Genomic DNA, 23,939 nt, shown 5'->3' on the forward strand with positions numbered 1-23,939 from the left:
TCTCGGACCGCGGCGGCGGGGTGCGGGACGGTCACCACAACGGTGCTCCGTCCTCGGCTTCCACCACCGACGCGGCGGGCAGCACCGCCTTGGTCGCTGCCAGGTCCTCGGTGGTGATCACGACCTGGACCTGTTCGGTCGCGGCGAGCCGAGCCAATTCGGTGAACACCACGGCAGCATCGAAATCGGCCACCTCGTCGGCTTTGGGGCTGTCGATGAGCACCAGGCCGGGGTGCGTCGAGATCCCGAGACGAGCTCCCACCCGCAGCAACGCGATCACCACGGCGATCCGCAGCCGCAACTGCTCGCCCGCGCTCTGCTGCTCGAAAACCGACGGACTCCCGCCCTTCTTGCGCACCGTCAGCTCAGCGGCTCGGTTCACCTCGACCTGCTCCAGCGCACTGATGCCGAACCGCCTCCCGAGATCGGCGATCTCCGCGTTCAACGCGCTGAACAGATCCGCCGCCGTGGCCTGGCTCTCCTGGCTCAGCAGCGAATCCGCCGCCTCCACGACCTTCAGCGCGACGGATTCCGGCGCCACCGCACCGATGATCGGTTCGCCGAGCATCTCCACCGCGCCGCGACGCCGCGCCACCTCCAGCTCGGCGGCCATCCGCTCGCGAACCACCTCGACGGTGTCGGCCGTGCGCAACTGCTGCTGCGCCTCGGCCAGTTCGGCGGTCAGCCGGGAGAGTGCCGTTTCGGCGGCTTCCAGGTCCGCCAGCGCCAGTTCTTCGGCCGCCCGGCTGGCCGCCAACCGGGCTTGCACCACGGCCTCGACGTCCCTGCCTCCGGCGGATTCGACGACGATCTCGGTCGTGCACACCGCGCAGTGGTTGCCTTCGCGTTCGGCCCGCAGCCGCTCTTCGGTGATCGGCGCGTCGCAGCGCGGGCAGGCATTGGGTTCCAGCCCGTGGAAGAGCAGTCGGGCAACGCCCTTCTCCTTGGTGTCGTTGAGGATCTTCTCGTCGGTCTGGCGTTGCTGGCGCGCCATGCGGTAGGCCCGGTTGAGGCGGCTCCACTCCTCTTGCGCATCGGCCACCTGCCCCGCCAGTCGCGCGGCGGCCGCCGCCAGCTCGGTCAGGGATCGGCCGGGGGCTTCGTGGCGGAGCCGATCGAGTTCCGCCTCGGCCGCCGCCAGTGCCTGTTGGGCCCGGGCCCGATCGGCGCTGCGCTGCTCGACAACTCGGGTGGTCTGCGCGTGCCGCTGCGCGATCTCGGCGCGCAGCAGATCGCGCGTGGCCTTGACCCGCGCGAGCACCGCCGTGGTCGGACGTTCCAGGAAAACCTGCAACAGCCGCCCGGCCAGACCGGCCATCGGTTGATCGCCCAGCAGCGGTTTGTCCGGCCCCGACGGCAGGTACATCGCGGAGTAGTAGGCGGGCCAGCCGCGCGTGCGGGCAGTTGTCTGGTGGTCTTCGCCCGGCAACGGCTGCAGGTCGAGGCGGTCGAGCATGAAGTCCGCGACCTGCGCGGCGAAGTCGTCCTCGTCGCTGGCCCGCAGCAGGACCGAAACCCGGTGGCCGTCCGCTGCGGCGAGCTGCGCGAAATCCGCAGCCGCCAGCACCATGCCGCTGACCAGGCGGCCCCGGTCCAGCGAAAGCCGGAAACCGACCGCCTGTCCACCGATGGTGACGTCCAATTCGACCTCCGACAGCCACCGCCGGACATCCGTCCGCAAGCCGCTCGGCGATCCGCGCAGGCACCAGGTGATGATCTCCAGCACGCTGGTCTTGCCGCGAAAGCTGGCCGCGACGAGGACCGTGAAATCGGTGTCGATGTGGAAAGTTCGGTCGAAGGAGCCTTCGGGGTCGGCCCCGGCGCGCACGCCGCGCAGCCGGAGGCGATGCACCCGCACCCGGCGCCGCACCGGGGGCTGGACCAGCGGAATGCCGTGCGCGGCGAAGACGGCGACAACCGCGTCCTCGGAAATCTCCGCCGCTGCGGCGATTCGTGCCACGAGCGAGGTGGGGTGTTCGGAGTTGGGAAAGTCCACGCCGCTCATGCGCCGGCCTCCTAGGCGGCCTTGACCGTGGCCCGAAGCTTGGCGAGACGCCGCCGAGCGCGGTCGGTGATGCTCGCGATCCGCGTCCCGCGCGCCGCGGTCGCGTATTCGATCTGCAGGTACTGGCGGTTCTTCAACTGGTTCCCGCCCCGCCCATCGGCCAGGTCGAGCACCAGCTGCACCCGATCGACGTAGTAGCGGAACGCCGGGGCCTGGGCGATGACCGTTCGGGCGACCTCGCGACCACGCGCGAGCAGGTAGTAGTCGTGCCGCATCGTGTGCCCGAGCCGCCCTCGGCGGCGCCGCACGATCAGTCCGGCGCTGCGCAGCACCGCCAGCGCGTCGTCGAGCGGTTCGTAGGCGCCGAAGTGATGGCGCAACATCGGGTATCGGCGGACTTCGGGCTCTTCGGAATCCAGGATCTGCCCGGCCAGGTCGAGCAGCCTCGCCTCACAACTGAGCTCGTAATCGTTGAGCAGTTCGTCGGCCAGGAAATCCGGGCTGCGCAACCAGAAATCCAACTTCTGCAGTCGCAGTTGCCCGGCCACGACACCGACGGCATCGGCCAAGGTCGGGTCCTCGGTGATCGGGGCAGGAAGCGGCTCAGCCGCACCATCGATCAACAGCAGGATGCGTACCGCGTCCTGCTCCCTGCTCGTCACCGGCGCGTCAAACTCTTCGTCTGCAATGTCACCGCTAACGTTTTGCACGATAGTTCAGCGTGCGGCCCGAGGTAATAATCGAAATGTCACGCAGGATAAATGAACGTGTCATTCTCCGAACCATTTGGTGCAAGACATTGAACCGCACCGAAATCCGCTACCCGATCGGCCCAGTCACAGGTCACAACGGCAACCGGTTGGCCGAAGTACGACTACGGAAAGTCGTGATGCGCACCGCATGCTATCGGTGCCCGCCAGGATTGCGCAAGCGTCCCCAACAACATCCCATTCACCTGGAACCGATGCCGATCAGGATTTGCCAATCCACCGTTTGCGAGGTTCCAACGTAGGTGAGGCTTGATCTGGCGGGGGAGCTTGGGCAAGCTGATCCGTGCACAACGGGCGAGTCGGGGTCCGGCGGCGTGCGCCGGGTATGCGTCCGAAGCAGGCGCACTTGGCTGGAGGCATGCGGATGCTCACCCCCGACGATGTGCACAACGTCGTGTTCGCCAGGACGCGGCGACGCCACCGCGGCTATGACGAAGCCGAGGTGGACCACTTCCTCGATCGCGTCGCGGCCACGTTGTCCGGGCGCCAGGTGGTGACCGCGCACGAGGTGCTGACGGTCGAGTTCAGCCCGCGCAAGCCGGGCGGACACGCCTACAAGAAGACGCAGGTCGACGCGTTCCTGGACAAGGTGGCGCTGACCCTGATGAAGCGCGAGGTCCGGGAGTCCGGCGACGACCGGCGGGGGAGGAGACCGGCCCGCGCCGAGCCGGTCCGGCGGGAGCGGGTGGTGTCCCGGCCGCCCGAGCCGATCGAACCGGTGGTTGAGCTGGTCCCGCCGGGGCACGTCGAGGTTCTTGGCGGCGCATCGCAGCAGCCCGCCCTGGACAAGGCCGAGGTCGACGCGTTCGTGGACCGCGTCGAGGCGACGCTGCGCGGTGAGGACACGCTGACCGCGCAGGACGTGCTGAGCGCCCGGTTCAACCCGCCCGGACCGGGACAGCCGGGCTACCAGGAGGCCAGCGTCGTCGCCTTCCTCGTCATGGTCGCCACCAGCATCAAGCACCTGGCGCCCCGCAAGCGGCTCGGCCCGGCGCGACGCATGCCGATCGCCCGAGCCTTCCGGCGACCCTCGCGCGCCCAGGCCCCGCAACTGACCCCGGAGGTGATCGGCAACCTCGTGCTGAGCAGCTCAACTCCGGGTGAGTCCGGCTACGACGAGGACGAGGTCGACGACTTCCTGGACCGCGTCGCGGCGACGCTGCGCGGCGACGACACGTTGACGTCGCAGGACGTGCAGACCGTCGCCTTCCGCGAACTTCCTGAATCCGACGGCGGCTACGACCAGGACGAAGTCGATTCCCTGCTGGACCTGATCGAAGAACACCTCGCCGCCAACACCCGACAAGCCACCCCCGAACTCCACTAACCACCCGAGGCGCGCCGATCGGGGGACAGGTGAAGGGCACCTTTCGCCAACTTACTTGGTAAAAGGTGCCCTTCACCTCGACCTGATCGTGTGGTGCGCGGCAGATCGTCGTGGGGCTAGGTTCGTCGGTGTTGGGTGAATTTGCTCACCCGCGAAGAGCTCGTCACGAGCCTGCTCGCCGACAAGCGGTTCAAGGGGATGGCCGAGCAGCTGAGCTCGGGGTGGGGCACGCCGCTCAAACCGCTGGCGTGGCAGGGGGTGCTGTGCCACGGACCGAATCAGGGCGGCAAAACCACTTTCACCAGTCCGGCCGGGTTTTTCCCCACCTGGCGGGGGATTCCGGAACCGGACGAGGCCGCACCGGTGGCCATCGCGGCCTACCTGGGCGCCTACGGTCCAGCGACCCCCGAGACCTTCGACGCGTGGTTGTCCCGCAACAGCCTCAGCGCTCGAAGCGGAGGCGGCGCACCTCGCCCGAGCAGGCGGATACGCCAAGTTGACGGCGCGGGTGGCGTAACCGCGCCCCGGACCTGAGGGCCTGTCGCTGCGGGCAAGGCGGGCGATAATCGCCACCGCCGCACGCCGGGTGCCTGGTCATGGCCGACGGCCCGTCATCCGGCACCGACGGGCCGGATGACACGCCGTCGAAGAGCAGCGGTGGGTCAGGGCAGGATGGAGTCGACGTAGCCCCCGTCGACTCGGACCGCTGCGCCGGTGGTGGCCGAGGCCTGCTCGGAGCTGAGGTAGACGACCATGTTGGCGATCTCCTCCGGCTCGATCAGGCGCTGCAGCAGCGATTGCGGCCGGAACTGGCGCATGAAGGCACGCTGCGCCTCCTCCCACGGCAGATCCTTATCGACCAGCTCGTAGACGAAGCTCTCCACGCCGCCGGTGTGGGTGGGCCCGGCGATGACGGAGTTGACGGTGACGCCGGTTCCGGCGGCTTCCTTGGCGAATCCCCGGGAAACGCCCAGCAGCGCGGTCTTGGACATGCCGTAGTGGATCATCTCAGCCGGGATCACGATCGCCGAATCGCTGGCGATGTACTGGATGCGGCCCCAACCCCGCTCGACCATCCCGGGCAGGTAGGCGCGGGTGAGGCGGATCGCCGCGAGCACGTTGACCTCGAAGTACCGCCGCCATTCGTCGTCGGTGATGTCGAGGGCGGGTTGGGCACCGAAGATGCCGAGGTTGTTGATGAGCACGTCGACCTCGGGCAGGGCTTCGGCGAGTTCGGCGGCGCCCTGCTCGGTCGCGACATCGGCGGCGGCTGCGACCACCTCGGCGCCGGGCACTTCTTCGCGAAGCCCGCGCACAGCCGCCTCCACGGTTTCGGCCTTGCGGCCGTTGATCGCCACTCGCGCGCCGGAGCGGGCCAGCGAGGCGGCGATGGCCGCTCCGATGCCCTGCGTGGATCCGGTGACCAGGGCGGTCTTACCGGTGAAAGCCAACTGCATCTGTTCGAACCTTTCCTAGTGGTGGTGGCAAGAATAGGGTCTTGCCGCTGGTGTTGCCGGGTCGCGGCATCGGGGCCGCGGCGGTCTTCGAAAGGCCGTGCGCCTCAGGTGCGCGAGTGCTGGATCCCGGCCGCGAGGACACCGAGTACGCCGCCCGCCGGGTTCCCGACACGGGTGGCGTCTACTTCGTCCCGGCGTTCGTCGGCCTCGCGGCGCCGTACTGGGACCCCTACGCCCGCGGGGCGATCGTGGGACTCACCCGCGGCGCCAACCGCAACCACGTCATCCGAGCCGCCCTTGAGTCGATCTGCTACCAGATCCGGGACGTCGTCACGCTGATGGAAGACGATTCGCAGCTGTCCGCCAGGGAAATCCGGGCCGACGGTGGCGCGGCGCGCAACAACTTCCTGATGCAGTTGCAGTCCGACCTGCTCGACGTGCGGGTGGTGCGCCCGGACGTGGTGGAATCCACCGCTCGTGGCGCGGCTTTCCTGGCTGGCCTCGCCGTGGGGTACTGGCGCGATCGGGCCGAGCTCGCCGAGAAGTACCGCGTGGCACGCACTTTCGCACCGGAGATGCCCCAGGAGCAGCGGGATGCGATGTACGCGGGGTGGCTTCGGGCCGTCGACCGGGCCCGCGACCGGGAGAACCCGCGGCGCAACACCCGCTGACCAGGACAGCGACGTTCCACTGTGGACACGGTGCGATATCCCCGGGGCTCACCGGGGAGCTGCGGGTGGTCGCGCGGCGGGTATGCTCGAACCATCACATGGCTGTGAAGGTTCAACGGGTGAGGTCGAGCTATGCGTATCGGAGAGCTGTCGGAGCGCACCGGCACGTCCCGCCGACTGCTGCACTACTACGAAGAGCAGGGCCTGATCCTGCCCGGCCGATCGCCGAACGGCTACCGCGAGTACGACGAGTACAACGTGGACCGCGTCATGCAGATCAGGGGGCTGCTCGATGCCGGGCTGCCCACCCGGCTCATCAAGCAGATCCTGCCCTGCCTCGACAAACCCCGAATCATCCACTTCACCGACGCGACACCGGAGATGATCGCCACCCTGGAGCACGAACGCGATCGGATGACCGAACGCATCCAGTTCCTCACCCGCAACAGGGATGCCATCGCCGACTACCTCGACGCGGTGCTCGACAAGCGCTCGGGCACCGCGGCTGCACCGGCGGCGTCCTGACCTCAGCGCTCGCGGGCTTCGGTGCGGTCGGGAGGCTGTCGGAGCCGGTGGAACAGCGCATCGAGCGCGAACGGACCGGCACCCAGCACCGCGATCAGCAGGAAGATCCAGGAGTAGAGCGCGGCCGGAACCCCACCGTTCTGCATCGGCAAGAGCCCGCGCGGCTGGTGCACGCTGAAGTACGCGTACGCCATGGTGCCCGAGCACAGCAGCGCGGCTGGTCTGGTGAACAGGCCGAGCAGCACCAGACCGCCGCCGACGAACTGGATCAGCCCCGCCCACCAGGACGGCCACAGCCCGATCGGCGCCGCCGCGCCCTGCTGGCCGAACGCGCCGCCGAGCACGCCGAACAGGGTCGCCGCGCCGTGCAGCACGAACAGGAACGACACGACGATCCGCACCGCGGACAGCGCGATTCCGCCCAGCTGATCGGCAGGGATCCGCATCATGGCCGGTCGCCCCCAACATCGCCGACGCGAACATCCGGTTGGTGTCACCGGTCCGCACCGCGAAGCTCTCAACCCGATCCGGATCGGAGCTAGGGCAAAACGTCCCGTTCGGCGGGTTCGAGTCAGGGCAGTGGTACGGCGTCTCCAGCCGGGGCGTTGCTGCGGCCGTAGTGGTGCGTGGTGAACATGTACACCACGCCCGCCGCGACGACGATGCCGCCGGAAAGCAGCACGATGTAGTTGTCGTACCAGGCGGCTTCCGGCGTTCGCGGCCACGCGATGTTCACCATCGCGCCGACGCCGTAGGCCAGCGCCAGGACGTTGACCGGCAGCGCCCACCGGCCGAGGGTGAACTCGCCGGTCGGCCGCCAACCCTTCAGCCGGGCGCGCAGCGCGGCGAGCACGACCATCTGGAACGCCAGGTAGATCCCCAGGATCGCGAACGAGACGATCTTGGTCAGCGCGTCGGTGGACACCAGCGAGCCCACCGCGATCAGCACGGGCACCACCCCGGCCAGCAGCAGCGCGTACGGCGGCACGTGCCGGGCGTGGGAGAAGCGGCGCAGCAGCCGGAAGCCGATGATCATCTCGTCGCGGGCGTAGGAGTAGGTCAGCCGACCGGCCGCCGCCTGCAGGCTGATCGTGCAGGACAGGAACGAGATCAGCACCACGGCCATCACGACCCGCGCGCCCGGAGCGCCGAACGCGCTGTTGAGCACGTGGATCAGTGGATCGGGGTCCTCACCGGAGATGACCTTGTGGTAGTCCGGCACCGCCAGCAGCAGCGTCAGGCACGCGAACGTGGCCGCGGCACCGCCGATGTAGATGGTGCGCCGCATCGCCTTCGGCACGTTGCGACCGGGATGGGGCACCTCCTCGGCGGTGTCGCCGCACGCCTCGAAGCCGTAGTACTGGTAGAAGCCGATGATCCCGGCCGCCAGGAAGACCGGCAGGTAGGACCCGGTCCCGGCGGTGCCGAAGTCGTCGAAGAGCACCCCGAGGCCGTGGTAGCGGTGGGTGGTCAGCAGCCAGATGCCCACGAACAGCGCGCCCAGCAGTTCGGCGGTGAAGCCGATGATGGCCGCCATCGAAAGCACCTTCGTGCCGCCGTAGTTGATCAGGGTGGCGACGACGATCAGCGCGATCGTGCACAGCACGTTGTTGACGACGGTGGGCTGGAAGCCGAACAGCAACGCGATGTAGGGTCCGGCGCCGTAGGCGACGCTGGTGATCGTCACCAGCAGCGCCATGAGGTAGACCCAGCCGGACATCCACGCCCAGCGCTTGCCCCACAGCCGCCGTGCCCACGGGTAGATCCCGCCAGCCAGCGGGTATTGCGCGACGATCTCACCGAAGACCAGGGCGACCAGGAACTGCCCGGCTCCGGCGAGCAGGAAGCTCCAGATCATCGGCGGCCCGCCGGTGGCCAGGGCGACACCGAACAGCGTGTAGGTGCTCACCACCGGTGACAGGTAGGTGAATCCGATTGAGAAGTTGGCCCACAGGCTCATCTCCCGGCGGAACTCGGAGGTGTAGCCGAGTTCGCCCAGCCGAACGTCGTCACTGCTCGTTGCGTGGTCCGAAGTGGACATGTCGGCCCCCGGTTCGGTCAGGTTCGGGTCCGGCGGACCGCGCTCGGAGGAGTCGCGAGTTCGAATGCGCTCTCACCCACGTCCACGAGCAGTTCGGACAGCCGGATGACCCCCGAAACGGATGCCGAAATCGTCCCTCAGTCCTGCGGGCCCGGCGATCCGAACCAGCGGTCGCCGATCGTCGCGGTGTCGGATGAGACCAATGGGGCAGCGGGAGACCACGCGTCGAGCGGACCCACCGGCGGTGGTCTACGGCAGCTCCGACAGCTTGCGGGAGGGCACGATCTCGTCGATGAACCCGTACTCCTCGGCCTGCTCGGCGGTGCGGATCTTGTTCCGCTCGGTGTCCCTGCTGACCTGCGCGGCGGACCGGTTCGTGTGCGCGGTGAGCGTGTGCTCCAGCCTTTCGCGCATCCGCTGGAGTTCGCGGGATTCGATTTCCAGGTCGGAGATCGGGCCGTTGCGGACCTGCGCGGAAGGCTGGTGGATCAGCACGCGCGAGTTGGGCGAGGCCACCCGCTTGCCCGGCGTACCGGCGGCCAGGATCACCGCGGCGGCCATCGCCGCCTGGCCCAGGCAGTAGGTGCGCACGTCCGAATGCACGTGCTGCACGGTGTCGTAGATCGCCATCATGGCGGTGAACGATCGCCGCGAGCGACACTAACGGCAACGGGCCGCGCCGGTCTGCTGCGCAAGCCCGCTTTCCCTGACAGCTGATTTCGCTGCTAGCCAACCGAATCGGCCGCGCCGAACGTGCTCTTGACCAGACACGCCACAGTGGACGGTGACGGACGCGAACGGGCCGGGGGCGGCCCGGCGCCTAGGACCTGAACAGCGCGGCGCGTTCGGTGACGAACTCCTCGACGGACTGCGCGGGCTTCCCGGTGACCAGCTCAATGTCGCGGGTGGATCGGTCGTAGCGGTTCTCCCGGTGCAGCCGCGTCATGGTGGCGATGTGCTCTTCGAGGTGCGGCGAGAAACCCGCTGGCGCGAGGACCTCCTCGGACCACTCCTCGAACGGAACATCCACATAGGACACCGGTACGCCCAGTGCGCGCGAGTATTCCGCGGCGACGCCGGTCATGTCCTGGCTGCGGGGCCCGGTCAGCTGGTAGACGTGCCCGAGGTGCGGCTTCGGGTCCTGCAGCACGGTCGCCACGACGCGGGCCACATCGCGGGCCGCGACCGGTGAGGTGCGACCGGCGCCGAACGGCAGCCGGATGGTTCCGCTGTCGGCGATGGATCGCGCCGCGAGCGTGGTGAACAGCGGGTTGTCCAGGAAGATGGTGGGCCGGATGTGGACCACCGGGAGCCCGGAGTAGTTCAGCACCTGCTCGGACAGCCAGTGCAGCCGCTGCTGGTGGGATTCCGCGGTGCTGGTCGCGGTCATCTGCGACACCGTCATCTGCGACATGCTGATCAGCGCGTCCAGCGAGCCGACCGCGCGGGCCACCGTCGCGACGATCGCGGTTGCCTCCAGGTAGTCCGGCGACACCGCCATGTTGAAGAACATCCGCCGCACGCCGTCGAGCGCGGCGGCCACCTCGGCGGGATGGGTGAGGTCGCCCACGACCACCTGCACCCCCATGTCGCGCAGCGCATCCGCGCGCTCGTCGTCGCGGCGCACCATCGCGCGCACCGGGCGATCGTGTTCGCGCAGCAGTCCGATGACGGTGCGGCTCACCCCGCCGACGCCTCCGGTGATGAGGATGGGATCGCTGTCGGCCATCGGATTCTCCTTACCTCGACTCGGCGGCGTGTTCACCTGAGTTGCATAACTAGACTCACTGCGAGACTACCTCTTCGCTCGCCCCGGGAGGCGTCGGGTGCGCACTCGCGCGTGCCGGGCTCAAGGCGGCTGCGCCGACCGGCGCGTGCCGCGCGATGGGCCCGCATCGTGGCCGGAATCGCGCTCCCCGGCGCGGTTCGGGCACCGGGTCGCTGCGCGCCGCAGTGCGGGCAGGGGCGGCGGCTAGGCCTCGGCCGAGATCCGAACACCCCTGGCGCTCTCCGGGATCGGCTGAGCATTTCTGCCCGCGAAAGCGGTGGCCGCCGGTGCTGCGGCTCGCCGGTAAATGACCATGAACAAAGTCCTCGACATCTCTTGGCCGATCCTTTCGATTGCTTCGACCATCCTCGTTCCCTCCGCGAGAGCTGGACCTCGACCGCAGGTGCGGCCGGTGTTCGATGCCGAAGCGTCGTTGGCCAAGCTCGTGCCGCGAGTCTAAGAAATGGTTTTCCAGTCGCCAATGGTGCCCGTTCGACATTGTCGAACGGATTGAATTGCACCTTTGTCGTGCTGCCCGCGAAGTCGCCGCGGCCCTTCTCGTAAGTCGCTCGATCGAGTGACTTACGTTTTGCGTGACGTGCGAGATCTTGGTCGACCCTGTTGACTGCTGGGCGCGTGAGCTCCGTGCGGTGCGACACCGATCCGCACGGGCTGGCGACAGGCTCGAATCGCGAAGTGGCTGCGGCTGACCAGGACTTGTCGTGGTGTTTTGTGCAGCGGTGTCTGTCGAGTGTGGAGGGCGGCAGTGGTGGCGAAGAAACCGCGTGGCGTCGACGGACGGGTGCCGATCTACGACGCGATGGTCGAAGAACTGACCGATCCGGCGGGCATTGACTGGCAGATGTCCGAGCCGCCGTGTTTTGTGGCTGAGCTCACCGAGCGTGGTCGGGAAAACGATGTCCAGTTGGTCCCAGTTGGCGAGGAGCCCGTCGCGGCTGTCAATGCGGCAAGCGATTCGTGATCGATTCCGCAGTGGCGGCAGCTGTCGACGAAGATTTCACGACCGCGCATTCCAAGCCGCCTCGCACGAGCCTGTCGAAGAAACAAGGGCTGCGGCGGGTGTACGAGCGGTAAGTCCAATTTCGCCGACCATTTCGGCATGCGCGCTCGCCAGGTGCTCGGCACCGCGGTCGTCCGGTGGCGAGCGGAATCAGCCCCGCTGGTGGCGGCGCTCGGTCAAGTGCCGCTACACCGCCGGTGCTGGGGAGGCCGACCAGCGGCGGTAGGCCTGATTTCCGGGCGGCCGGTGTTCGCCCGCCGGTGCGACGAAACATCGGCGGCGCTTATCGAATTTCGGGAGCAGTACCCGGCAACCGCTTCGCTTCTATTCAACCGATGGGAGCTGCTATGCTGCGGATGCAGTTGTTGAAGCTGAGGGAATTTGCACTAGCGGGTTTGAGGGGCTGAAGCGGTGGATACGGGTACGATTGTTCGATTTGACAGCAGCAGGGGTTATGGCTTCATCACGCCCGACGACGGCGGCGAGGACGTTTTTCTGCACGCGTCCATTCTGGATGACTCGGTGAAGCAGATCGTCCGAGGCGGCATGCGGGTGGAGTTCGAGGCGATGCCCGGCAACCAGGGCTCGAAGGCCATGGTCGTGCACCTGCTCGAAGCGACTGCTGAAACACCGATCAAGTCGGTGCCTGCGGCGGGTGCGGAAGGCAGGCGTGACGACGAGGAGCTGTGCGACGTGCTCCCGGCGAGCGAGTTCGCGCAGAAGATCACGGACGTGCTGATCGACGCGGTGCCCAGCATGACGGGCGGTCAGATCGTGCAGGTGCGCAAGCAACTCGTGGCGTTCGCGCAACGCCACGGTTGGGTGGACGCCTGATGCTGGCCGGTTCGGCAGCGGTGCCGAGGTAATCGGCACGCCGAGTGCACTGCATCGGCATCCGGCCGGGATGCTCGGCAGCCCGGCCGGATGCCGCCATGCGAGGAGCCCGCTTGGCCGCGTTCACGGGATGCATTTGTGACCGTCGACGCGCTTCGATGCGCGTCGCCCGGATGGGAGAATTCGCCGCTGCCTGAAATTCATCCGGCGAGTGGGAATGCGTCTTCTGATAATTCCGCAAGGAATTGTGCCGATTTTCTTCGGTGTGCGAATTTGTCGGGTCCTCGTGAGAATTGTGCCATGGAAAGCGCGTTGCCGATGTGGATTGCGAACACCGTTGGGGCGGTCGAATCCGTGTTCTTCCTACAGCCGAGCTTTCGCCTCGAATCCCTTCGGCTCGTCGTGCCGGGGCAGGACGGCTCTTCCGGGGGCTCAGCACTCCACATCCTGACCCTGGCCGATCCTGACCCTGGCCGCACATCTCCACCGGACTGCTAGGACTTCGTGGTCGAGTCCACTTCGGACGTTGGATTTCCGGTGGCGGTTGGGACTTCGGTGGCCTGGTCGATGATCGAGCGGAGGCCGGTGACGAGGTCTTCGGGGCTGGGGGCGTGGTCCGGGTCGATCAGCCACTGGACCACCACGCCGACCAGCATGGCGTAGTAGAGCGCCCCGGTGGTCCTGGCCTGTTCGTCGTCGACGGTGGCCTCGTCGACGTTCTCGAACATGGCGACATTGCCCGTGCGTGCGCCGCGTATTCCCCAGCTCAGCATTTCCCGGATCTCGGGCACGTGGTCGACCTGGGTCATCATGTCCATCGACGCCGTCCAGGGGGCGCGATCGGTGGTCACCGCCTCGATGGTGCGGCGCCAGACGTCGGCGAAGCGCTCCAGGTAGGTCTGCCCCGGGGTGGCTTCGGCGCGCAGCCTCGCCTGCATTTGGTCGCCCCACTGCTCGATCGCGGTGAACACCGCCTGGTTGAGCAGCTGCCGTGTGCCGCCGTAGTGGTAGCCGATCGCCGCGAGGCTGGTACCAGCGATTTCGGTGATGTCGCGTGCTGTGGTGCGTGCATAGCCCTTGGTGCGCAGGCACTCCAGCGCGGCGGCCAGCAGATCTTCCCGGTTGCCCATGGCGGACAGCGTATCGCAGCCCTGAAACAAACGTCTTGCACAAATGTCTTAGACCATTGTACGGTCGTGTCCTCCCTGGGGTGAGCCCGATCTTTCGGTGCTCTGGCGGAAAGGTGGACGATGACCAAGCGCATGTTGATCTCTGGGGCGAGCATCGCCGGTCCGGCGCTGGCGCACTGGCTGCACCGCTACGGCTTCGCGGTGACCGTGGTGGAGCGAGCGCCCGGGCTGCGTCCCGGCGGCCAGGCGGTGGACCTTCGCGGCGTCGGCAAGGAGGTGGTGCGCCGGATGGGTCTCGACGCGGCGGTTCGTGCCGCCTGCACCGACACCAGAGGAATGTCCTATGTGGATAAGAACAATCGGGAACGCGCGCAGATGCGTGCCGACATGTTCGACGGCGACGGCTTGATCGCCGAGATCGAGATCCTGCGCGGCGATCTCGCCGCGGTGCTCTACGAGGCGACCAGGCACGACGTCGAGTACCGGTTCGGCGACACGATCACCGGCATCCAGCAGCGCGACGACGGGGTGGTGGCCGAATTCGCCAGCGGGGCGACGGAGGAATTCGACGTGGTGATCGGTGCGGACGGGTTGCACTCGGGGCTTCGGGCGCTGGTGTTCGGGCCTGAGTCGAGGTACCTGCGCGACCTCGGCTACCTGCTGGGGTTCTTCACCGTGCCCAACCGCCTCGAACTCGATCACTGGATGGCGGGCTACGCCGAACCGAACTACACGGCCGTGATCCGCAGCATCCGGGACAACCGCGCGGCGATGGCGCTGCTGAGCATCCCCGGCGACCGCTCCGACTACGACTACCGCGACGTCGCGGGTCAGAAGTCGTTGCTGCGCAAGAACATGCGGCACATGGCGTGGGAAGTGCCGTGGCTGCTGGGCCAGCTGGACGACGCGCCGGACTTCTACTTCGATTCGTGCAGCCAGGTGCACATGCCGTCCTGGTCGGCGGGTCGGGTGGCGCTGCTCGGCGATGCCGCGTTCTGCGCTTCGCCGATTTCCGGCCAAGGCACCACGTTGGCGATCATCGGTGCCTACGTGCTGGCCGGGGAGTTGGCCGCGGCCGACGGCGACCACGCGACCGCCTTCGGCGAGTACGAGCGGAAGCTGCGCGACTACGTGGCCGCGAACCAGCAGATGGGCGTGGACAACGCGAAGCGCTTCGCCCCGCGCAGCCGCCTCGGGGTCTGGGCGCAGTACCAGTTCGCGCGAGTTCTGCCCCACCTCCCCGGCAAGGCGTCGTTCATGCGCAAGATGATGCAGGTGATCAACGGCATCGAGCTGCCCGATTACCGCCACCTGCTGAGGACCCACCCGCTGAGCGCTCGCTGAGCGACCGGCGCCTGGCGGACCGCGGTGGTCGCCGGTTCGGTCACTATGATCAGCAGATAGTCCTATGTGGATTTTGTCCAGCACTGCACTGCGGCGATGGCGATATTCGCCTGGGGTTGAGGGGAAATGACGAGTCGCAGCTCGCGGACCGCGATGGTGGGGAAGGTGGCGATGTTGAGATCGTTGGCCACGGCGCGAGCGGGCTCGATCCGCTGGTCCGGTATCGGCCGCCACCGGCCGGTGCTGTCGAGGTGCTCGACCCACCAGCTCGCCGGTGCCTGGAGGGTGCTTCCGTCGCCGTGGAAGAACACCCGCACCTCGTCGAGGGTCCTGGTCCCGCCGAAGTCGATGGCCAGCCAGTCCTCGGGGTTCGGCGAGCCCAGCGTGCTCCACCGGGTGCTGGGCACGTCGAGGAAGTGCTTCTGCCCGTCGATGGCCTTCGCCGGGCCGAATCCCTCGGCCGAGTAGGACGCGGTCGCCGTCGGATACCCGGCGGCGGGATCGAGATTGGCGGCCACGTCGACCTCGGCGCGCTGCTCGGGCACCCGCGCGGCGGGCACCTCGACGGTCACCGGAGTGAGCGTGGCCTGGCGGTGTTCCAGGGCGCCGTCGATGAACACCGACAGTCCCGCGCTGTGGCCGTAATGCGAGCCGTCGCGGTCCCACAGCACGGTGACGTTGTGGCCGTGGTAGGGCAGGTTCTCGACCGCGAAGTAGTTCCAGTCCTGCGGTGCCAGCGGGTGCAGCACGAGGGTGTCGTCGGATTGCGGCCGGATCCCGAGCAGACCGGAGAGCACCAGGTCGGCGAACGTGGAGTGGTTGTAATCCTCGCTGTGCCCCCTGGCGTCGTAGATCCACACCGGTGCGTCCGGGTCGTGCGCTTCGGCGATGTAGGGCTGGCCGTCGCGGTGCTGGGTGCGGGCGTAGGTGCGCAGCAACCGGAGGTAGTCCTGCTCGTCGACGTACGGCTGCGGCGGATAGTCGATCAGCAGGTCGGCGAGCGCGGTGAGCGTTTGGCTGGTGGCGTACGGCCAGCTCGGACCGTCCCACCGGCAGCAGCCCTGCTGCGCGTCGTGCATGAACCACAGGCTGCGACGTTCCACGGTCGTCGGGCCGAACTCGGCGGCGAAACCCTCCGGATCGCCCAGCTGTCGCCACGCGGCCGCGTGCTCGGGCCCGGCCAGCCCGAACATCCACGGCACGAAGCCGATCTGTTCGCGGTCGACGAGCAGCGCCCGAGCAGGATTGTCGTCGCGCATCATGTGCTTGAAGAACTCGGCCCCGGCGTCCCAGAGCTGCGCGTGCGCCACTCGGAGCCGGTCGGCGTGCGCGTCGAACCGCTCGGCCAATGCCTCGTCGCCCGCGAAACGGGCGAGCTCGGCGATCCGGCGGGCATCGGCGTACTGGTAGCTGTTCACCGTCGGCCGGAAGCCCTCCCCGCCTCGGAACGGGTCGCTGCTCTGGTACGAACTGGCGCTGAACTCCATCCCGTCCCACACCGGGCTCTGCCAGTACAGCCCGAGCCCGGCGTCGTACTGCGGCGCCCAGCGCTCCCACTGCCGCACGAGATCGGGCAGCAGATCGCGCGCGGCCGCCCAGTCGCCGGTGACCGAAGCTCGTTTCCAGACGGCATCGGCCGCCCAGAACGAGTACTGGTGCGCCCAATCGGTGGCGTAGCGGTTGAGCTCCACCGACGGCTCCTTGTAGCCCGCGCCCGAGCCGCGCAGCCAATACCGCAGGTAGTCGTCGAGGTAGCGGCGGTCGCGCAGCCAGCGGCCCTCGGTGATGTGGTGTCCAGCGGCGGCCGCGATGGCACCGCCCGGCGCGGCGTAGCTGACCGGAACCAGGAACTCGGTGACGATCCACCCCTCGTCGACCCCGGTGTACTTCAACGCCTCGTAGTGCACCCGCCAGCGGTAGTAGTAGACCTGCTGGATCTCCGGCTCCGGCAGGTCGACCAGCGGGATGTTCGCGGCGAACCAACCAGGCTCCGGCAGACCGCCCAGCAGCGCGGCGCGGTTGAGGAATTCGGTGCCGGGACCGACCTCCGGGTAGCAGGCCGAGAGCACCCCCGAGACCTCGGAACCCGAGGAAGCCGGGACGAATTCGCCCGCGAGCGCGGTGGTCCCGGCGACAGCGGACCGCAGCAGTGCTCGTCGGGAGAAAACGAAGTCCACGGGCGATCTCCTCCGGGCCACCTGACGCACTGGCCGCCCCATTGTCGGCGGCGGGAGCGCAACGCACCTGCTCAGCGACCCGAAAGGACCCCGTCCCAGGTCAGCGCGGGTAGCCGTCGGGCAGCGGAGTGGGCTGTATCGCTCGGCTCATGCCAGTGGCGGCGAATTCCGAAACGGCCCGAACCGCGTGCTGCCTGATGAGCATCACCGTCACCGGATCTGAGGAGGTCTCGTTGACCCGGATGCCATCCGGCAGGTGCTCGATCTGCAGGTCGATCTGCTGGTGGTGCGCGAAGATCTCCGCGAACAGCGGATCCAGCTGGCGGATCGCGGCGCCCCGTTGCAGGCGGGACTTCATCTGCTCGGCGTGCGTGCGGATGCGCTCGGCGACGTCGAGGTTGGAGCTCGTGGTGGTCGCCCGGATCCCGTAGGAGAAGTGTTCGACCGTCCGCACGATGTCCTGGTGGTGGATGAGCAGGTCGCGGATCACCGAGATGTCGCGCATCAGGTCGGCGTCCGCCACGTCGTTCGGGGTCAGCATCCAGTCCGGTAGGCACTGCGGCTGCGCCACCGGACTCGGGTTCTGGCGCTGTCCGCAGGCCAACAGGCCGGGCAGGGGCGTCGCGACAGCAGCCATGAGGAGGAACTGGCGTCGCGGGCACTCGTGCTGCGCACCGGCCATTTGCTGTCCCTGCGGAGGGGAAATTCCTGTCCTCCACGATGGCTCCGGCATCGATGCCCCGCAAGATGCGGTGCTCAGCCACATGCGCATCATCGGCAACTCGAACAACTCGCGTCACAGCGTTGGTTCGCCTGGGGTATTCGATTGCTCGCGAATCGCGATGCTATTGCGCTGGCTGGATATACTGCCCGCAATAGGCTGGCCAGCTATTGCGAACCCGGCACTCCCGGCTGCCAGGGGCAAGATCGTCATGTTCCCCGAACGCATCAGGTGCGGCATCATGAGTCTGATCAAGTGCGAGATCTGCCGTGGCTATTACGACGACAGCGAGGGAGACCTCGGGCACCGCTGCAACGGACTGCGGTCGGTGGACTGGGCGCACTTCCTGCGGTCGCTGCGGCACTGGATGACGACCGACAAGAATGCCTTGTTCGAGGCCTACTACGCGCGCCGCAACCGCGCCGGAAAGCAGGACGACCAACCCTCGGCGTGAGAGTTCGGCCGTGCGGGCGGTTTTGCGCGCAACCACCAAGTCCGCCATCCGTACCAACGGTTTGGTGCTACGACACCGGCTGCCGGAGTTTGTTCTCGATCTCCTCCAGTGCTCGTTGCAGATATCCCCTGAAGACCGGGTAGTTCTCGCTCATCGGGAAATGCCCGATGTCGGCCATTTCGATGAACTCGGCCCCCTGTATCTCCCCGGCGGTTCGCCTCCCGTCCTCCGGCGTGGTCAGGTAGTCGTAGCTGCCGGTGAGCATGATGACGGGGCAGCGCCGGGTATCGATCTCGTGGAGCTGGCCGCGCAGGTCGTGGTCGACCGAGTAGAAGTACAGGTCGCCGCGGAACGCCTCGGAGCCCTGCGTGTAGTAGAACCAGGTTCGCCGCCGATCCTTCTCCGGGGACTGCGGGGCCATCAGATCGAGGACACCGCTGGCGCACACCTGCGCCGCGTTGGCGTGCGGGTGCTGCCACCAGTCGAGGAAGAAGCCCGGTGAATGATCGGCCGCCTCGACCGGGATCACGGCCGCGAACCGGTCCGGGTGGCGCAGTGCCAGTTGCAACGCGATGTTCCCGCCGAACGAGGAACCCATGAAGATCGGATCGTCGAGCTCCAGGGCATCGCAGAACGACACGATGAACTCCGCGTAGAAGTCGGTGGTGAGCCGGTACTCCTCCCGCCACCACTCCTGGTTGAGCGGCGGATCGGACTTGCCGTGCCTGGGCAGGTCGTAGGCGATGACCCGGTAGCGGCTCGTGATGTCCTCATCGCCGAGCAGACCTAGCCACTGGTGGTTGTGGCAGCCTGCGGTGTGCTGGCACACCAGCGGGCGGCCCGACCCGTTCTCCAGGAAGAAGACCTCGTACTGCCCGCCCTGCACGTCCAGCGTCACGTAGTGCCCGGTGACCGGCGAGATCTGTGCCATGTCGCTTTTCCTTTCGCTGCGCGGAAACTGGCATTCATGATGTCGGGGATCCCGGACCGAGGGGGCGTCTGAGGTTCCGCTACCCGCACCGCTACGCAAACCACTCCTGAAACAGTCTCTAGACGGGAGAGCCGGTGGATCGCAGTAGTTCCAGATGGCGTACGACGCAGCGCAGGTTCTGCATCAGCACGAGTAGATCGCCTTCCAGTCGCATGTCCCGGCGGAAGGACGCGGCGAAGATCCCGTGGTACATCGGTTCGGGAACCGGCTGGGCGAACTTGCGCCAGGTGTCGGCGCTCGCTCGGATGGCGAATTGATACCGCTCGTCCAGCGGGCCCGGGTCGACGATGATGGCATCGACGTGGCCGCGGTTCATCCTGATGAGATAGCGGTGCTCCGCCATGTCGAGCAGGAAGGCGCACGTGTAGTACCTGCCGTGCGCCTGGAGTTCGGGATCAGCGCCTGCGATCCGACGAAAATCCTCGACCCAGCGCTGTTGAGCGGTTTCCGCGGTGACTGTCATGCCCGCCTCCTCGATGACGCGCCCGAACGTCCGCACACCGTGCGGCGCATCGCTGCTTTCGAGACAGCACAACAGCGGCGACGTCCTCGATCCGAAATGGACCACGACATTCGCATGGGGCGCGGGGAAGAGCGTTTCCCGGTTCTGGCCGCTTTCAACGCTAATCCCGGGGCATGGTCAGCTCAAGGCGCCCCGAATGCCACGGACGCCCGGCGGTGGAGATCGGGTCCGGGGCGCGCTGAATCGAAGTAGGACCCGCGCTGTGCTCCCGTTCGACGATCGGTTCGGATCAGCTGAGGTTCGGCGCCTTCCGGGCGGGGCTGCCACCCGTCACGTGTCCGGGTGCGGCGGGCCGGTCAGCGGTGTCGCGGCGCGGGCGCGGGCGAGCAGGCCCGCAACGGCGTTCACGAACTCGACGTCGTGTGCGGCGATTCGCGCCAGGGCCGAGTGGTCCTGGCTGGTGAGATCCAGCTGCGCCAGCGGGGCGCGGAGCCTGCCCAGGTTGTGGACGACCCAGCTGCTGCGCAGCAGCTGGGTCTGATCTTCGGTGAGGCCGGGAGCTGACGCGATGAGCGATTCGTGCGCGATCGCGGCGGGCAGCGGCCGTTTGACGCCGCCTCGGTCGTTGGGCATCGCGAACACCTCCTTGCTGCAAATCTCTGCCTATCAGGTGCCGCATCATCGCGGTGCCGACAAAAGTCCCGCGCGTCCAGAAATCCGTCGAGTTCGAGATCGGCTGCGCACCGCCTGGAAACCGGCTCACGATGCGCCGATGGAGCTTATAATCTTTGCGGGCCGAGGCGTACGAGTCTGTTGGTCAATTCGACAAGGCGGATGTGCGGATCTTCGGAAAGCCTTTGGTGAAGGGACGAATCGATCACCGGCAGATATGCTCCGACGCTCATCGGCTATAACGGATGGGAGTTGGTCGGGCTGAGCAGGGTGCGATGACAGGGAGCAGGTTGGATGACCCCACCGGCGGCGCCATTGCCGACCAAGAGTGAGCTCGCGTACCACAGCGTGCGGGAGAAGATCCTGTCCGGGGAGTTCGAGCCGGGTTCGGTGATCAACCAGGCTCCGCTGGCTCGTGCGCTCGGTGTCAGCACGACGCCGCTGCGCGAGGCACTTCGTCGGCTCAAGGCGGAAGGCCTGGTGGAGCTCGACGCGCACCGCGATGCGCGGGTGACCGAGCTCAGGGCCGAGGAGGCCCGCGACCTCTTCGAGATGCGCCGATCGCTGGATCCCCTCGCCGCGTCCCTGGCCGCGCAGCGGCGGACGAAGGCCGACATCGCCGAAATCCGCGAGGCCGCCGAAGGACTGGAAGCACTGCCCGGCGATCCCGATTACGCGCACCTGCTGCACCATCGGCGGTTCCACCGCGCGATCTACCTGGCCTCGCACAACGACCTGCTCATCGAGACCCTAGACGGCCTCTGGGACAAAGCCGACCGCTACCGGCGCCTGGCCCTGGAGGTGGAGCCCAGCCCACAGGCCATGGCCGAAAAGGTCCGCGAACACCAAATGCTGGTCGACGCGGTAATCGCAGGCGAGAGCGACACAGCCGCAGCGGTGATGCACGAACACATCAACACCAGCCTGGGCGCCCAAGCAGCCGGTCACCTCAAAACCCCCAAACCCGACCTCTCCCCAAACCCCCGAGGCACCCCGATCCCCGACCGGGTGAGGAGTGAAGGGCACCTTTGACCGACTATGCCGGTCGAAGGTGCCCTTCACTCATGACGCGTCCAGGGAACCCGCGCGATCGCAGCTGCGCTCCGGCGCGGCTCTCCGCCGATCTGGTGGTGGGTGAAGGGCACCTTTCGCCAACTTAGTTGGTAGAAGGTGCCCTTCACCTCGACCTGATCGTGGTGTGGATGGTGTGGTTTGGGGTGGTGAACGGGGTTAGCAGGGTTGGGTTGACGCCTGCGAGGGTTAGGGCTGCGATTGTGGCTGGGAGTCTGGCGCGGTCGCCGCCGTCGGCGATCTTGATCGCGATCGCGGTGCCGTCGGGTAGCGCGGCGATCTGCACCGCTTCGAAGCCGTCTTTCGCGATCAGGCCCGGTACCGCTGTCATCAGCTCGGTGGTGTCGCGTCTGGAACCGGCGACCATTTCCGGGTGTGCGCGGATGGCCCGCGCGACGGCGTGCGCCGCGCTGCCGTCGGGTGCGGTGGCGATCCTGGCCGCCGCCGCGGCCAGGCCGCGCAACGAGACGGCGAACAGCGGTGCTCCGCAGCCGTCCACGGCCACGTGGGCGATCCGCTCGCCCGTCAGGTCCTCGACCGTGGCGGCGATCTCGCGTTGCAGCGGGTGACCGGGGTCCAGGTAGTCCGATGTGGACCAGCCGTTCCGTCGGGCGGTGCGCAACATCGACGCGTGCTTGCCCGAGCAGTTGTGCGCCAGCTTGCGCGCCGGGCGGCCCGCCGCGATCCAGCCGGTCCGCTCGATCGGGTCCAACGGCAGGTCTGCCGGGTTGCCGAGGTCGGCCTCGGTGAATCCGCCCAGGTCGAGCACCCGCGCCGCAGCGGCGAGGTGGAACTGCTCGCCGGAGTGGCTGGCGGCGGTGAGCGCGAGCAGCTCCGGCGGCAGCGACAGGCCGAGCCGGACCATCGCGACGGCCTGCATCGGCTTGGCCGCCGAGCGCGGATAGCAGGCCGTGTCGACGTCACCGGCCTGGAACAGGGTCGAACCGTCCGGGGCGAGCACCACGACCGAGCCGTGGTGCACGCTCTCCACGAGGCCGTCCCGGAGCACGTGCACCAGCGGCACGTGCTCAGGCGCCCCGGCCGGGGCGGCGCAACTCACGCCTCGGCCTTCTCGAACGCCGAGGTGTCGATCTGCTTGCGAACGCGGAACCAGCCGATCACCAGCGCAAGGATGATCAGCGGCAGCGCCATCAGGGTGATCCGGCCGGTCTCGTCGAAGCCCATCAGCACGACCACCGACGCCAGGAACGCGAGCGTGACGATCTCGGTGTACGGCGAGAACGGCAGCCGGTAGCCGGGCCGGGTCACCTCGCCGCGCCGCGCCTTGCGGACGAACAGCAGGTGGCAGAGCACGATGATGGCCCAGGTGGCGAGGATGCCGATCGAGGCGAAGTTCAGCACGATCTCGAACGCCTCGGCGGGCATCAGGTAGTTCAGCCCCACCCCGACCACGCAGACCGCCGCGGTCAGCAGGATCCCGCCGTAGGGGACGCTGTTGGCGTTCATCACGCCGGTGAACTTGGGCGCCGACCCGGCCATCGACATCGAGCGCAGGATGCGCCCGGTGGAGTACAGGCCCGAGTTCAGGCTCGACATCGCCGCGGTGAGCACCACCAGGTTCATCACGTCACCGGCGGCCGGAACGCCGATGTGCGAGAGCACGGTGACGAACGGGCTCTCGCTCTTGCTGTAGGCGTCCCAGGGCATCAGCATCGCCAGCAGCACGACGGAGCCGACGTAGAACAGGCCGATCCGCCACATGATCGAGTTGATCGCCTTCGGCATGACCTTCGCCGGGTTCTCGGTCTCGCCCGCGGCGACCCCGACCAGTTCGACGGCCGCGTAGGCGAAGATCACGCCCTGCATGATCAGGACCATCGGCAGCACCCCGGCCGGGAAGATCCCGCCGCGCTCGCCGATCAGCTGCGGGCCGGGCGCGCTGCCGTCGATCGGGTGCTGGGTGACCACCAGGAAGATCCCGATCACCATGAACAGCACCAGCGCGGCGACCTTGATGATGGCGAACCAGAACTCCAGCTCGCCGAACAGCTTCACCGAGACCAGGTTGAGGGTGAGCACGATCGCCAGCGCGATGAGCGCGAGCACCCATTGCGGCACCGGGGTGAACACCGACCAGTAGTGCGCGTACAGCGCGATCGCGGTGATGTCGGCGATGCCGGTGGTCGACCAGTTCAGGAAGTGCATCCACCCCGCGGTGTAGGCGCCCTTCTCACCCATGAACTCGCGGGCGTACGAGACGAACGCGCCGGACGACGGGCGGTGCAAGATCAGTTCGCCGAGCGAACGCACGACGAAGAACGCGAACAGCCCGCACACCGCGTAGACGATCGCGAGCGCCGGACCGGCCTGCGCGAGGCGTCCACCGGCCCCCAGGAACAGTCCGGTGCCGATCGCACCACCGATGGCGATCATGTTGATGTGGCGGGCCTTCAGCGACTTGCGGTAGCCCGCGTCACCGGCGTCGGCGGGTCCGTGCTCCGGTGCGGGGGCCGGGATGGTGCGGTCGGTCATGGAG

23 protein-coding genes and 1 pseudogene are annotated in these 23,939 nt (G+C 67.7%); 9 read left to right on the top strand and 15 right to left on the bottom strand.

Translation table 11 applies throughout. From position 1 onward, the window contains the following. Nucleotides 1–31: 31 nt before the first annotated feature. Both ACTWQN_RS33725 and ACTWQN_RS33730 read right to left on the bottom strand, forming a co-directional pair. The gene (locus tag ACTWQN_RS33725; RefSeq protein ID WP_443207702.1) at nucleotides 32–2,005 is read right to left on the bottom strand and encodes a hypothetical protein; all 1,974 of its coding nucleotides are present in this window, start codon (nucleotides 2,003–2,005) and stop codon (nucleotides 32–34) included. 11 nt (nucleotides 2,006–2,016) lie between these two features. After that, nucleotides 2,017–2,667 (bottom strand): hypothetical protein, encoded by a 651-nt coding sequence (locus tag ACTWQN_RS33730; protein ID WP_443207703.1) that lies wholly within the window; start codon nucleotides 2,665–2,667, stop codon nucleotides 2,017–2,019. Between the two features lie 466 nt (nucleotides 2,668–3,133). Here ACTWQN_RS33730 and ACTWQN_RS33735 point away from each other — a divergent pair, with 466 nt between their 5' ends. Both ACTWQN_RS33735 and ACTWQN_RS33740 read left to right on the top strand, forming a co-directional pair. Beyond that, nucleotides 3,134–4,102: a DivIVA domain-containing protein gene (locus ACTWQN_RS33735; RefSeq protein WP_443207704.1), complete on the top strand. Its 969-nt coding sequence runs from the start codon at nucleotides 3,134–3,136 to the stop codon at nucleotides 4,100–4,102. 135 nt (nucleotides 4,103–4,237) lie between these two features. Beyond that, nucleotides 4,238–4,636: a DNA glycosylase AlkZ-like family protein gene (locus ACTWQN_RS33740; protein WP_443207705.1), complete on the top strand. Its 399-nt coding sequence runs from the start codon at nucleotides 4,238–4,240 to the stop codon at nucleotides 4,634–4,636. A gap of 128 nt (nucleotides 4,637–4,764) precedes the next feature. Here ACTWQN_RS33740 and ACTWQN_RS33745 read toward each other — a convergent pair whose 3' ends face one another. Then, on the bottom strand, nucleotides 4,765–5,559 hold the full coding sequence (locus ACTWQN_RS33745) for an SDR family NAD(P)-dependent oxidoreductase (protein WP_443207706.1): 795 nt from the start codon (nucleotides 5,557–5,559) through the stop codon (nucleotides 4,765–4,767). Nucleotides 5,560–5,609: 50 nt separating this feature from the next. Here ACTWQN_RS33745 and ACTWQN_RS33750 point away from each other — a divergent pair, with 50 nt between their 5' ends. Both ACTWQN_RS33750 and ACTWQN_RS33755 read left to right on the top strand, forming a co-directional pair. After that, nucleotides 5,610–6,230, top strand: coding sequence for an FGGY-family carbohydrate kinase (locus ACTWQN_RS33750; RefSeq protein ID WP_443207747.1), 621 nt, complete (start codon nucleotides 5,610–5,612; stop codon nucleotides 6,228–6,230). A gap of 132 nt (nucleotides 6,231–6,362) precedes the next feature. After that, entirely contained in the window at nucleotides 6,363–6,755 is a 393-nt protein-coding gene (locus tag ACTWQN_RS33755) for a MerR family transcriptional regulator (RefSeq protein WP_443207707.1), read from the top strand. 2 nt (nucleotides 6,756–6,757) lie between these two features. On the opposite strand, the gene ACTWQN_RS33760 is transcribed toward ACTWQN_RS33755, so the two are convergent. From ACTWQN_RS33760 to ACTWQN_RS33775, 4 genes and pseudogenes are all read right to left on the bottom strand, one after another. Beyond that, the gene (locus ACTWQN_RS33760; RefSeq protein WP_443207708.1) at nucleotides 6,758–7,204 is read right to left on the bottom strand and encodes a DoxX family protein; all 447 of its coding nucleotides are present in this window, start codon (nucleotides 7,202–7,204) and stop codon (nucleotides 6,758–6,760) included. Between the two features lie 122 nt (nucleotides 7,205–7,326). Then, nucleotides 7,327–8,796: an APC family permease gene (locus tag ACTWQN_RS33765; protein ID WP_443207709.1), complete on the bottom strand. Its 1,470-nt coding sequence runs from the start codon at nucleotides 8,794–8,796 to the stop codon at nucleotides 7,327–7,329. A gap of 249 nt (nucleotides 8,797–9,045) precedes the next feature. Next, a pseudogene (locus ACTWQN_RS33770) lies at nucleotides 9,046–9,441 on the bottom strand (ATP-dependent Clp protease proteolytic subunit); the annotation flags it as partial. 175 nt (nucleotides 9,442–9,616) lie between these two features. After that, complete coding sequence (locus ACTWQN_RS33775; protein ID WP_443207710.1) at nucleotides 9,617–10,525, bottom strand: NmrA family NAD(P)-binding protein; 909 nt, start codon at nucleotides 10,523–10,525, stop codon at nucleotides 9,617–9,619. 805 nt (nucleotides 10,526–11,330) lie between these two features. On the opposite strand from ACTWQN_RS33775, the gene ACTWQN_RS33780 reads away from it, so the two are divergent. Together ACTWQN_RS33780 and ACTWQN_RS33785 are read left to right on the top strand one after the other, a co-directional pair. After that, nucleotides 11,331–11,546, top strand: coding sequence for a hypothetical protein (locus ACTWQN_RS33780; protein WP_443207711.1), 216 nt, complete (start codon nucleotides 11,331–11,333; stop codon nucleotides 11,544–11,546). A 450-nt stretch (nucleotides 11,547–11,996) separates the two neighbouring features. Continuing rightward, a complete protein-coding gene (locus ACTWQN_RS33785) occupies nucleotides 11,997–12,419 on the top strand; it encodes a cold-shock protein (protein WP_443207712.1) in 423 nt (140 codons plus the stop codon). A gap of 494 nt (nucleotides 12,420–12,913) precedes the next feature. Here the strand turns inward: ACTWQN_RS33785 and ACTWQN_RS33790 are convergent, their stop codons facing one another. Further along, nucleotides 12,914–13,549 carry a TetR/AcrR family transcriptional regulator gene (locus tag ACTWQN_RS33790; protein WP_443207713.1) on the bottom strand — a complete coding sequence of 212 codons (636 nt, stop codon included), beginning with the start codon at nucleotides 13,547–13,549 and terminating at the stop codon, nucleotides 12,914–12,916. A 120-nt stretch (nucleotides 13,550–13,669) separates the two neighbouring features. Between ACTWQN_RS33790 and ACTWQN_RS33795 the strand changes: the two genes are divergently transcribed. Next, nucleotides 13,670–14,893, top strand: a complete 1,224-nt coding sequence (locus ACTWQN_RS33795; protein WP_443207714.1) for an FAD-dependent monooxygenase — start codon at nucleotides 13,670–13,672, stop codon at nucleotides 14,891–14,893. 62 nt (nucleotides 14,894–14,955) lie between these two features. On the opposite strand, the gene ACTWQN_RS33800 is transcribed toward ACTWQN_RS33795, so the two are convergent. Together ACTWQN_RS33800 and ACTWQN_RS33805 are read right to left on the bottom strand one after the other, a co-directional pair. Further along, nucleotides 14,956–17,070 carry an MGH1-like glycoside hydrolase domain-containing protein gene (locus ACTWQN_RS33800; protein WP_443207715.1) on the bottom strand — a complete coding sequence of 705 codons (2,115 nt, stop codon included), beginning with the start codon at nucleotides 17,068–17,070 and terminating at the stop codon, nucleotides 14,956–14,958. A gap of 100 nt (nucleotides 17,071–17,170) precedes the next feature. Continuing rightward, nucleotides 17,171–17,707 (bottom strand): hypothetical protein, encoded by a 537-nt coding sequence (locus ACTWQN_RS33805; RefSeq protein WP_443207716.1) that lies wholly within the window; start codon nucleotides 17,705–17,707, stop codon nucleotides 17,171–17,173. A 325-nt stretch (nucleotides 17,708–18,032) separates the two neighbouring features. On the opposite strand from ACTWQN_RS33805, the gene ACTWQN_RS33810 reads away from it, so the two are divergent. Next, nucleotides 18,033–18,245: a hypothetical protein gene (locus tag ACTWQN_RS33810; protein ID WP_443207717.1), complete on the top strand. Its 213-nt coding sequence runs from the start codon at nucleotides 18,033–18,035 to the stop codon at nucleotides 18,243–18,245. A 67-nt stretch (nucleotides 18,246–18,312) separates the two neighbouring features. Here ACTWQN_RS33810 and ACTWQN_RS33815 read toward each other — a convergent pair whose 3' ends face one another. The 3 genes from ACTWQN_RS33815 to ACTWQN_RS33825 form a co-directional block, all read right to left on the bottom strand. After that, complete coding sequence (locus ACTWQN_RS33815; protein ID WP_443207718.1) at nucleotides 18,313–19,176, bottom strand: alpha/beta fold hydrolase; 864 nt, start codon at nucleotides 19,174–19,176, stop codon at nucleotides 18,313–18,315. Between the two features lie 118 nt (nucleotides 19,177–19,294). Continuing rightward, nucleotides 19,295–19,699, bottom strand: coding sequence for a hypothetical protein (locus ACTWQN_RS33820; RefSeq protein ID WP_443207719.1), 405 nt, complete (start codon nucleotides 19,697–19,699; stop codon nucleotides 19,295–19,297). A 330-nt stretch (nucleotides 19,700–20,029) separates the two neighbouring features. After that, nucleotides 20,030–20,332 (bottom strand): hypothetical protein, encoded by a 303-nt coding sequence (locus ACTWQN_RS33825; RefSeq protein WP_443207720.1) that lies wholly within the window; start codon nucleotides 20,330–20,332, stop codon nucleotides 20,030–20,032. A gap of 333 nt (nucleotides 20,333–20,665) precedes the next feature. Between ACTWQN_RS33825 and ACTWQN_RS33830 the strand changes: the two genes are divergently transcribed. Beyond that, nucleotides 20,666–21,403 (top strand): GntR family transcriptional regulator, encoded by a 738-nt coding sequence (locus ACTWQN_RS33830; protein ID WP_443207721.1) that lies wholly within the window; start codon nucleotides 20,666–20,668, stop codon nucleotides 21,401–21,403. Between the two features lie 145 nt (nucleotides 21,404–21,548). On the opposite strand, the gene ACTWQN_RS33835 is transcribed toward ACTWQN_RS33830, so the two are convergent. After that, nucleotides 21,549–22,502 (bottom strand): asparaginase, encoded by a 954-nt coding sequence (locus tag ACTWQN_RS33835; RefSeq protein WP_443207722.1) that lies wholly within the window; start codon nucleotides 22,500–22,502, stop codon nucleotides 21,549–21,551. After that, on the bottom strand, nucleotides 22,499–23,935 hold the full coding sequence (locus tag ACTWQN_RS33840) for an amino acid permease (RefSeq protein ID WP_443207723.1): 1,437 nt from the start codon (nucleotides 23,933–23,935) through the stop codon (nucleotides 22,499–22,501). Before ACTWQN_RS33840 ends, ACTWQN_RS33835 begins: the two co-directional genes overlap by 4 nt. Nucleotides 23,936–23,939 lie beyond the last annotated feature (4 nt).

This window comes from Saccharopolyspora antiqui (assembly GCF_052246905.1).
Lineage (GTDB): Bacteria > Actinomycetota > Actinomycetes > Mycobacteriales > Pseudonocardiaceae > Saccharopolyspora.

Excerpts from the sequence above, each read along its gene's own strand:
- ACTWQN_RS33725 (WP_443207702.1), bottom strand. The coding sequence starts at position 2,005 with ATGAGCGGCGTGGACTTTCCCAACTCCGAACACCCCACCTCGCTCGTG.
- ACTWQN_RS33735 (WP_443207704.1), top strand. The coding sequence starts at position 3,134 with ATGCGGATGCTCACCCCCGACGATGTGCACAACGTCGTGTTCGCCAGG.
- ACTWQN_RS33745 (WP_443207706.1), bottom strand. The coding sequence starts at position 5,559 with ATGCAGTTGGCTTTCACCGGTAAGACCGCCCTGGTCACCGGATCCACG.
- ACTWQN_RS33755 (WP_443207707.1), top strand. The coding sequence starts at position 6,363 with ATGCGTATCGGAGAGCTGTCGGAGCGCACCGGCACGTCCCGCCGACTG.
- ACTWQN_RS33760 (WP_443207708.1), bottom strand. The coding sequence starts at position 7,204 with ATGATGCGGATCCCTGCCGATCAGCTGGGCGGAATCGCGCTGTCCGCG.
- ACTWQN_RS33765 (WP_443207709.1), bottom strand. The coding sequence starts at position 8,796 with ATGTCCACTTCGGACCACGCAACGAGCAGTGACGACGTTCGGCTGGGC.
- ACTWQN_RS33775 (WP_443207710.1), bottom strand. The coding sequence starts at position 10,525 with ATGGCCGACAGCGATCCCATCCTCATCACCGGAGGCGTCGGCGGGGTG.
- ACTWQN_RS33790 (WP_443207713.1), bottom strand. The coding sequence starts at position 13,549 with ATGGGCAACCGGGAAGATCTGCTGGCCGCCGCGCTGGAGTGCCTGCGC.
- ACTWQN_RS33795 (WP_443207714.1), top strand. The coding sequence starts at position 13,670 with ATGACCAAGCGCATGTTGATCTCTGGGGCGAGCATCGCCGGTCCGGCG.
- ACTWQN_RS33805 (WP_443207716.1), bottom strand. The coding sequence starts at position 17,707 with ATGGCTGCTGTCGCGACGCCCCTGCCCGGCCTGTTGGCCTGCGGACAG.
- ACTWQN_RS33810 (WP_443207717.1), top strand. The coding sequence starts at position 18,033 with ATGAGTCTGATCAAGTGCGAGATCTGCCGTGGCTATTACGACGACAGC.
- ACTWQN_RS33815 (WP_443207718.1), bottom strand. The coding sequence starts at position 19,176 with ATGGCACAGATCTCGCCGGTCACCGGGCACTACGTGACGCTGGACGTG.
- ACTWQN_RS33820 (WP_443207719.1), bottom strand. The coding sequence starts at position 19,699 with ATGACAGTCACCGCGGAAACCGCTCAACAGCGCTGGGTCGAGGATTTT.
- ACTWQN_RS33825 (WP_443207720.1), bottom strand. The coding sequence starts at position 20,332 with ATGCCCAACGACCGAGGCGGCGTCAAACGGCCGCTGCCCGCCGCGATC.
- ACTWQN_RS33830 (WP_443207721.1), top strand. The coding sequence starts at position 20,666 with ATGACCCCACCGGCGGCGCCATTGCCGACCAAGAGTGAGCTCGCGTAC.
- ACTWQN_RS33840 (WP_443207723.1), bottom strand. The coding sequence starts at position 23,935 with ATGACCGACCGCACCATCCCGGCCCCCGCACCGGAGCACGGACCCGCC.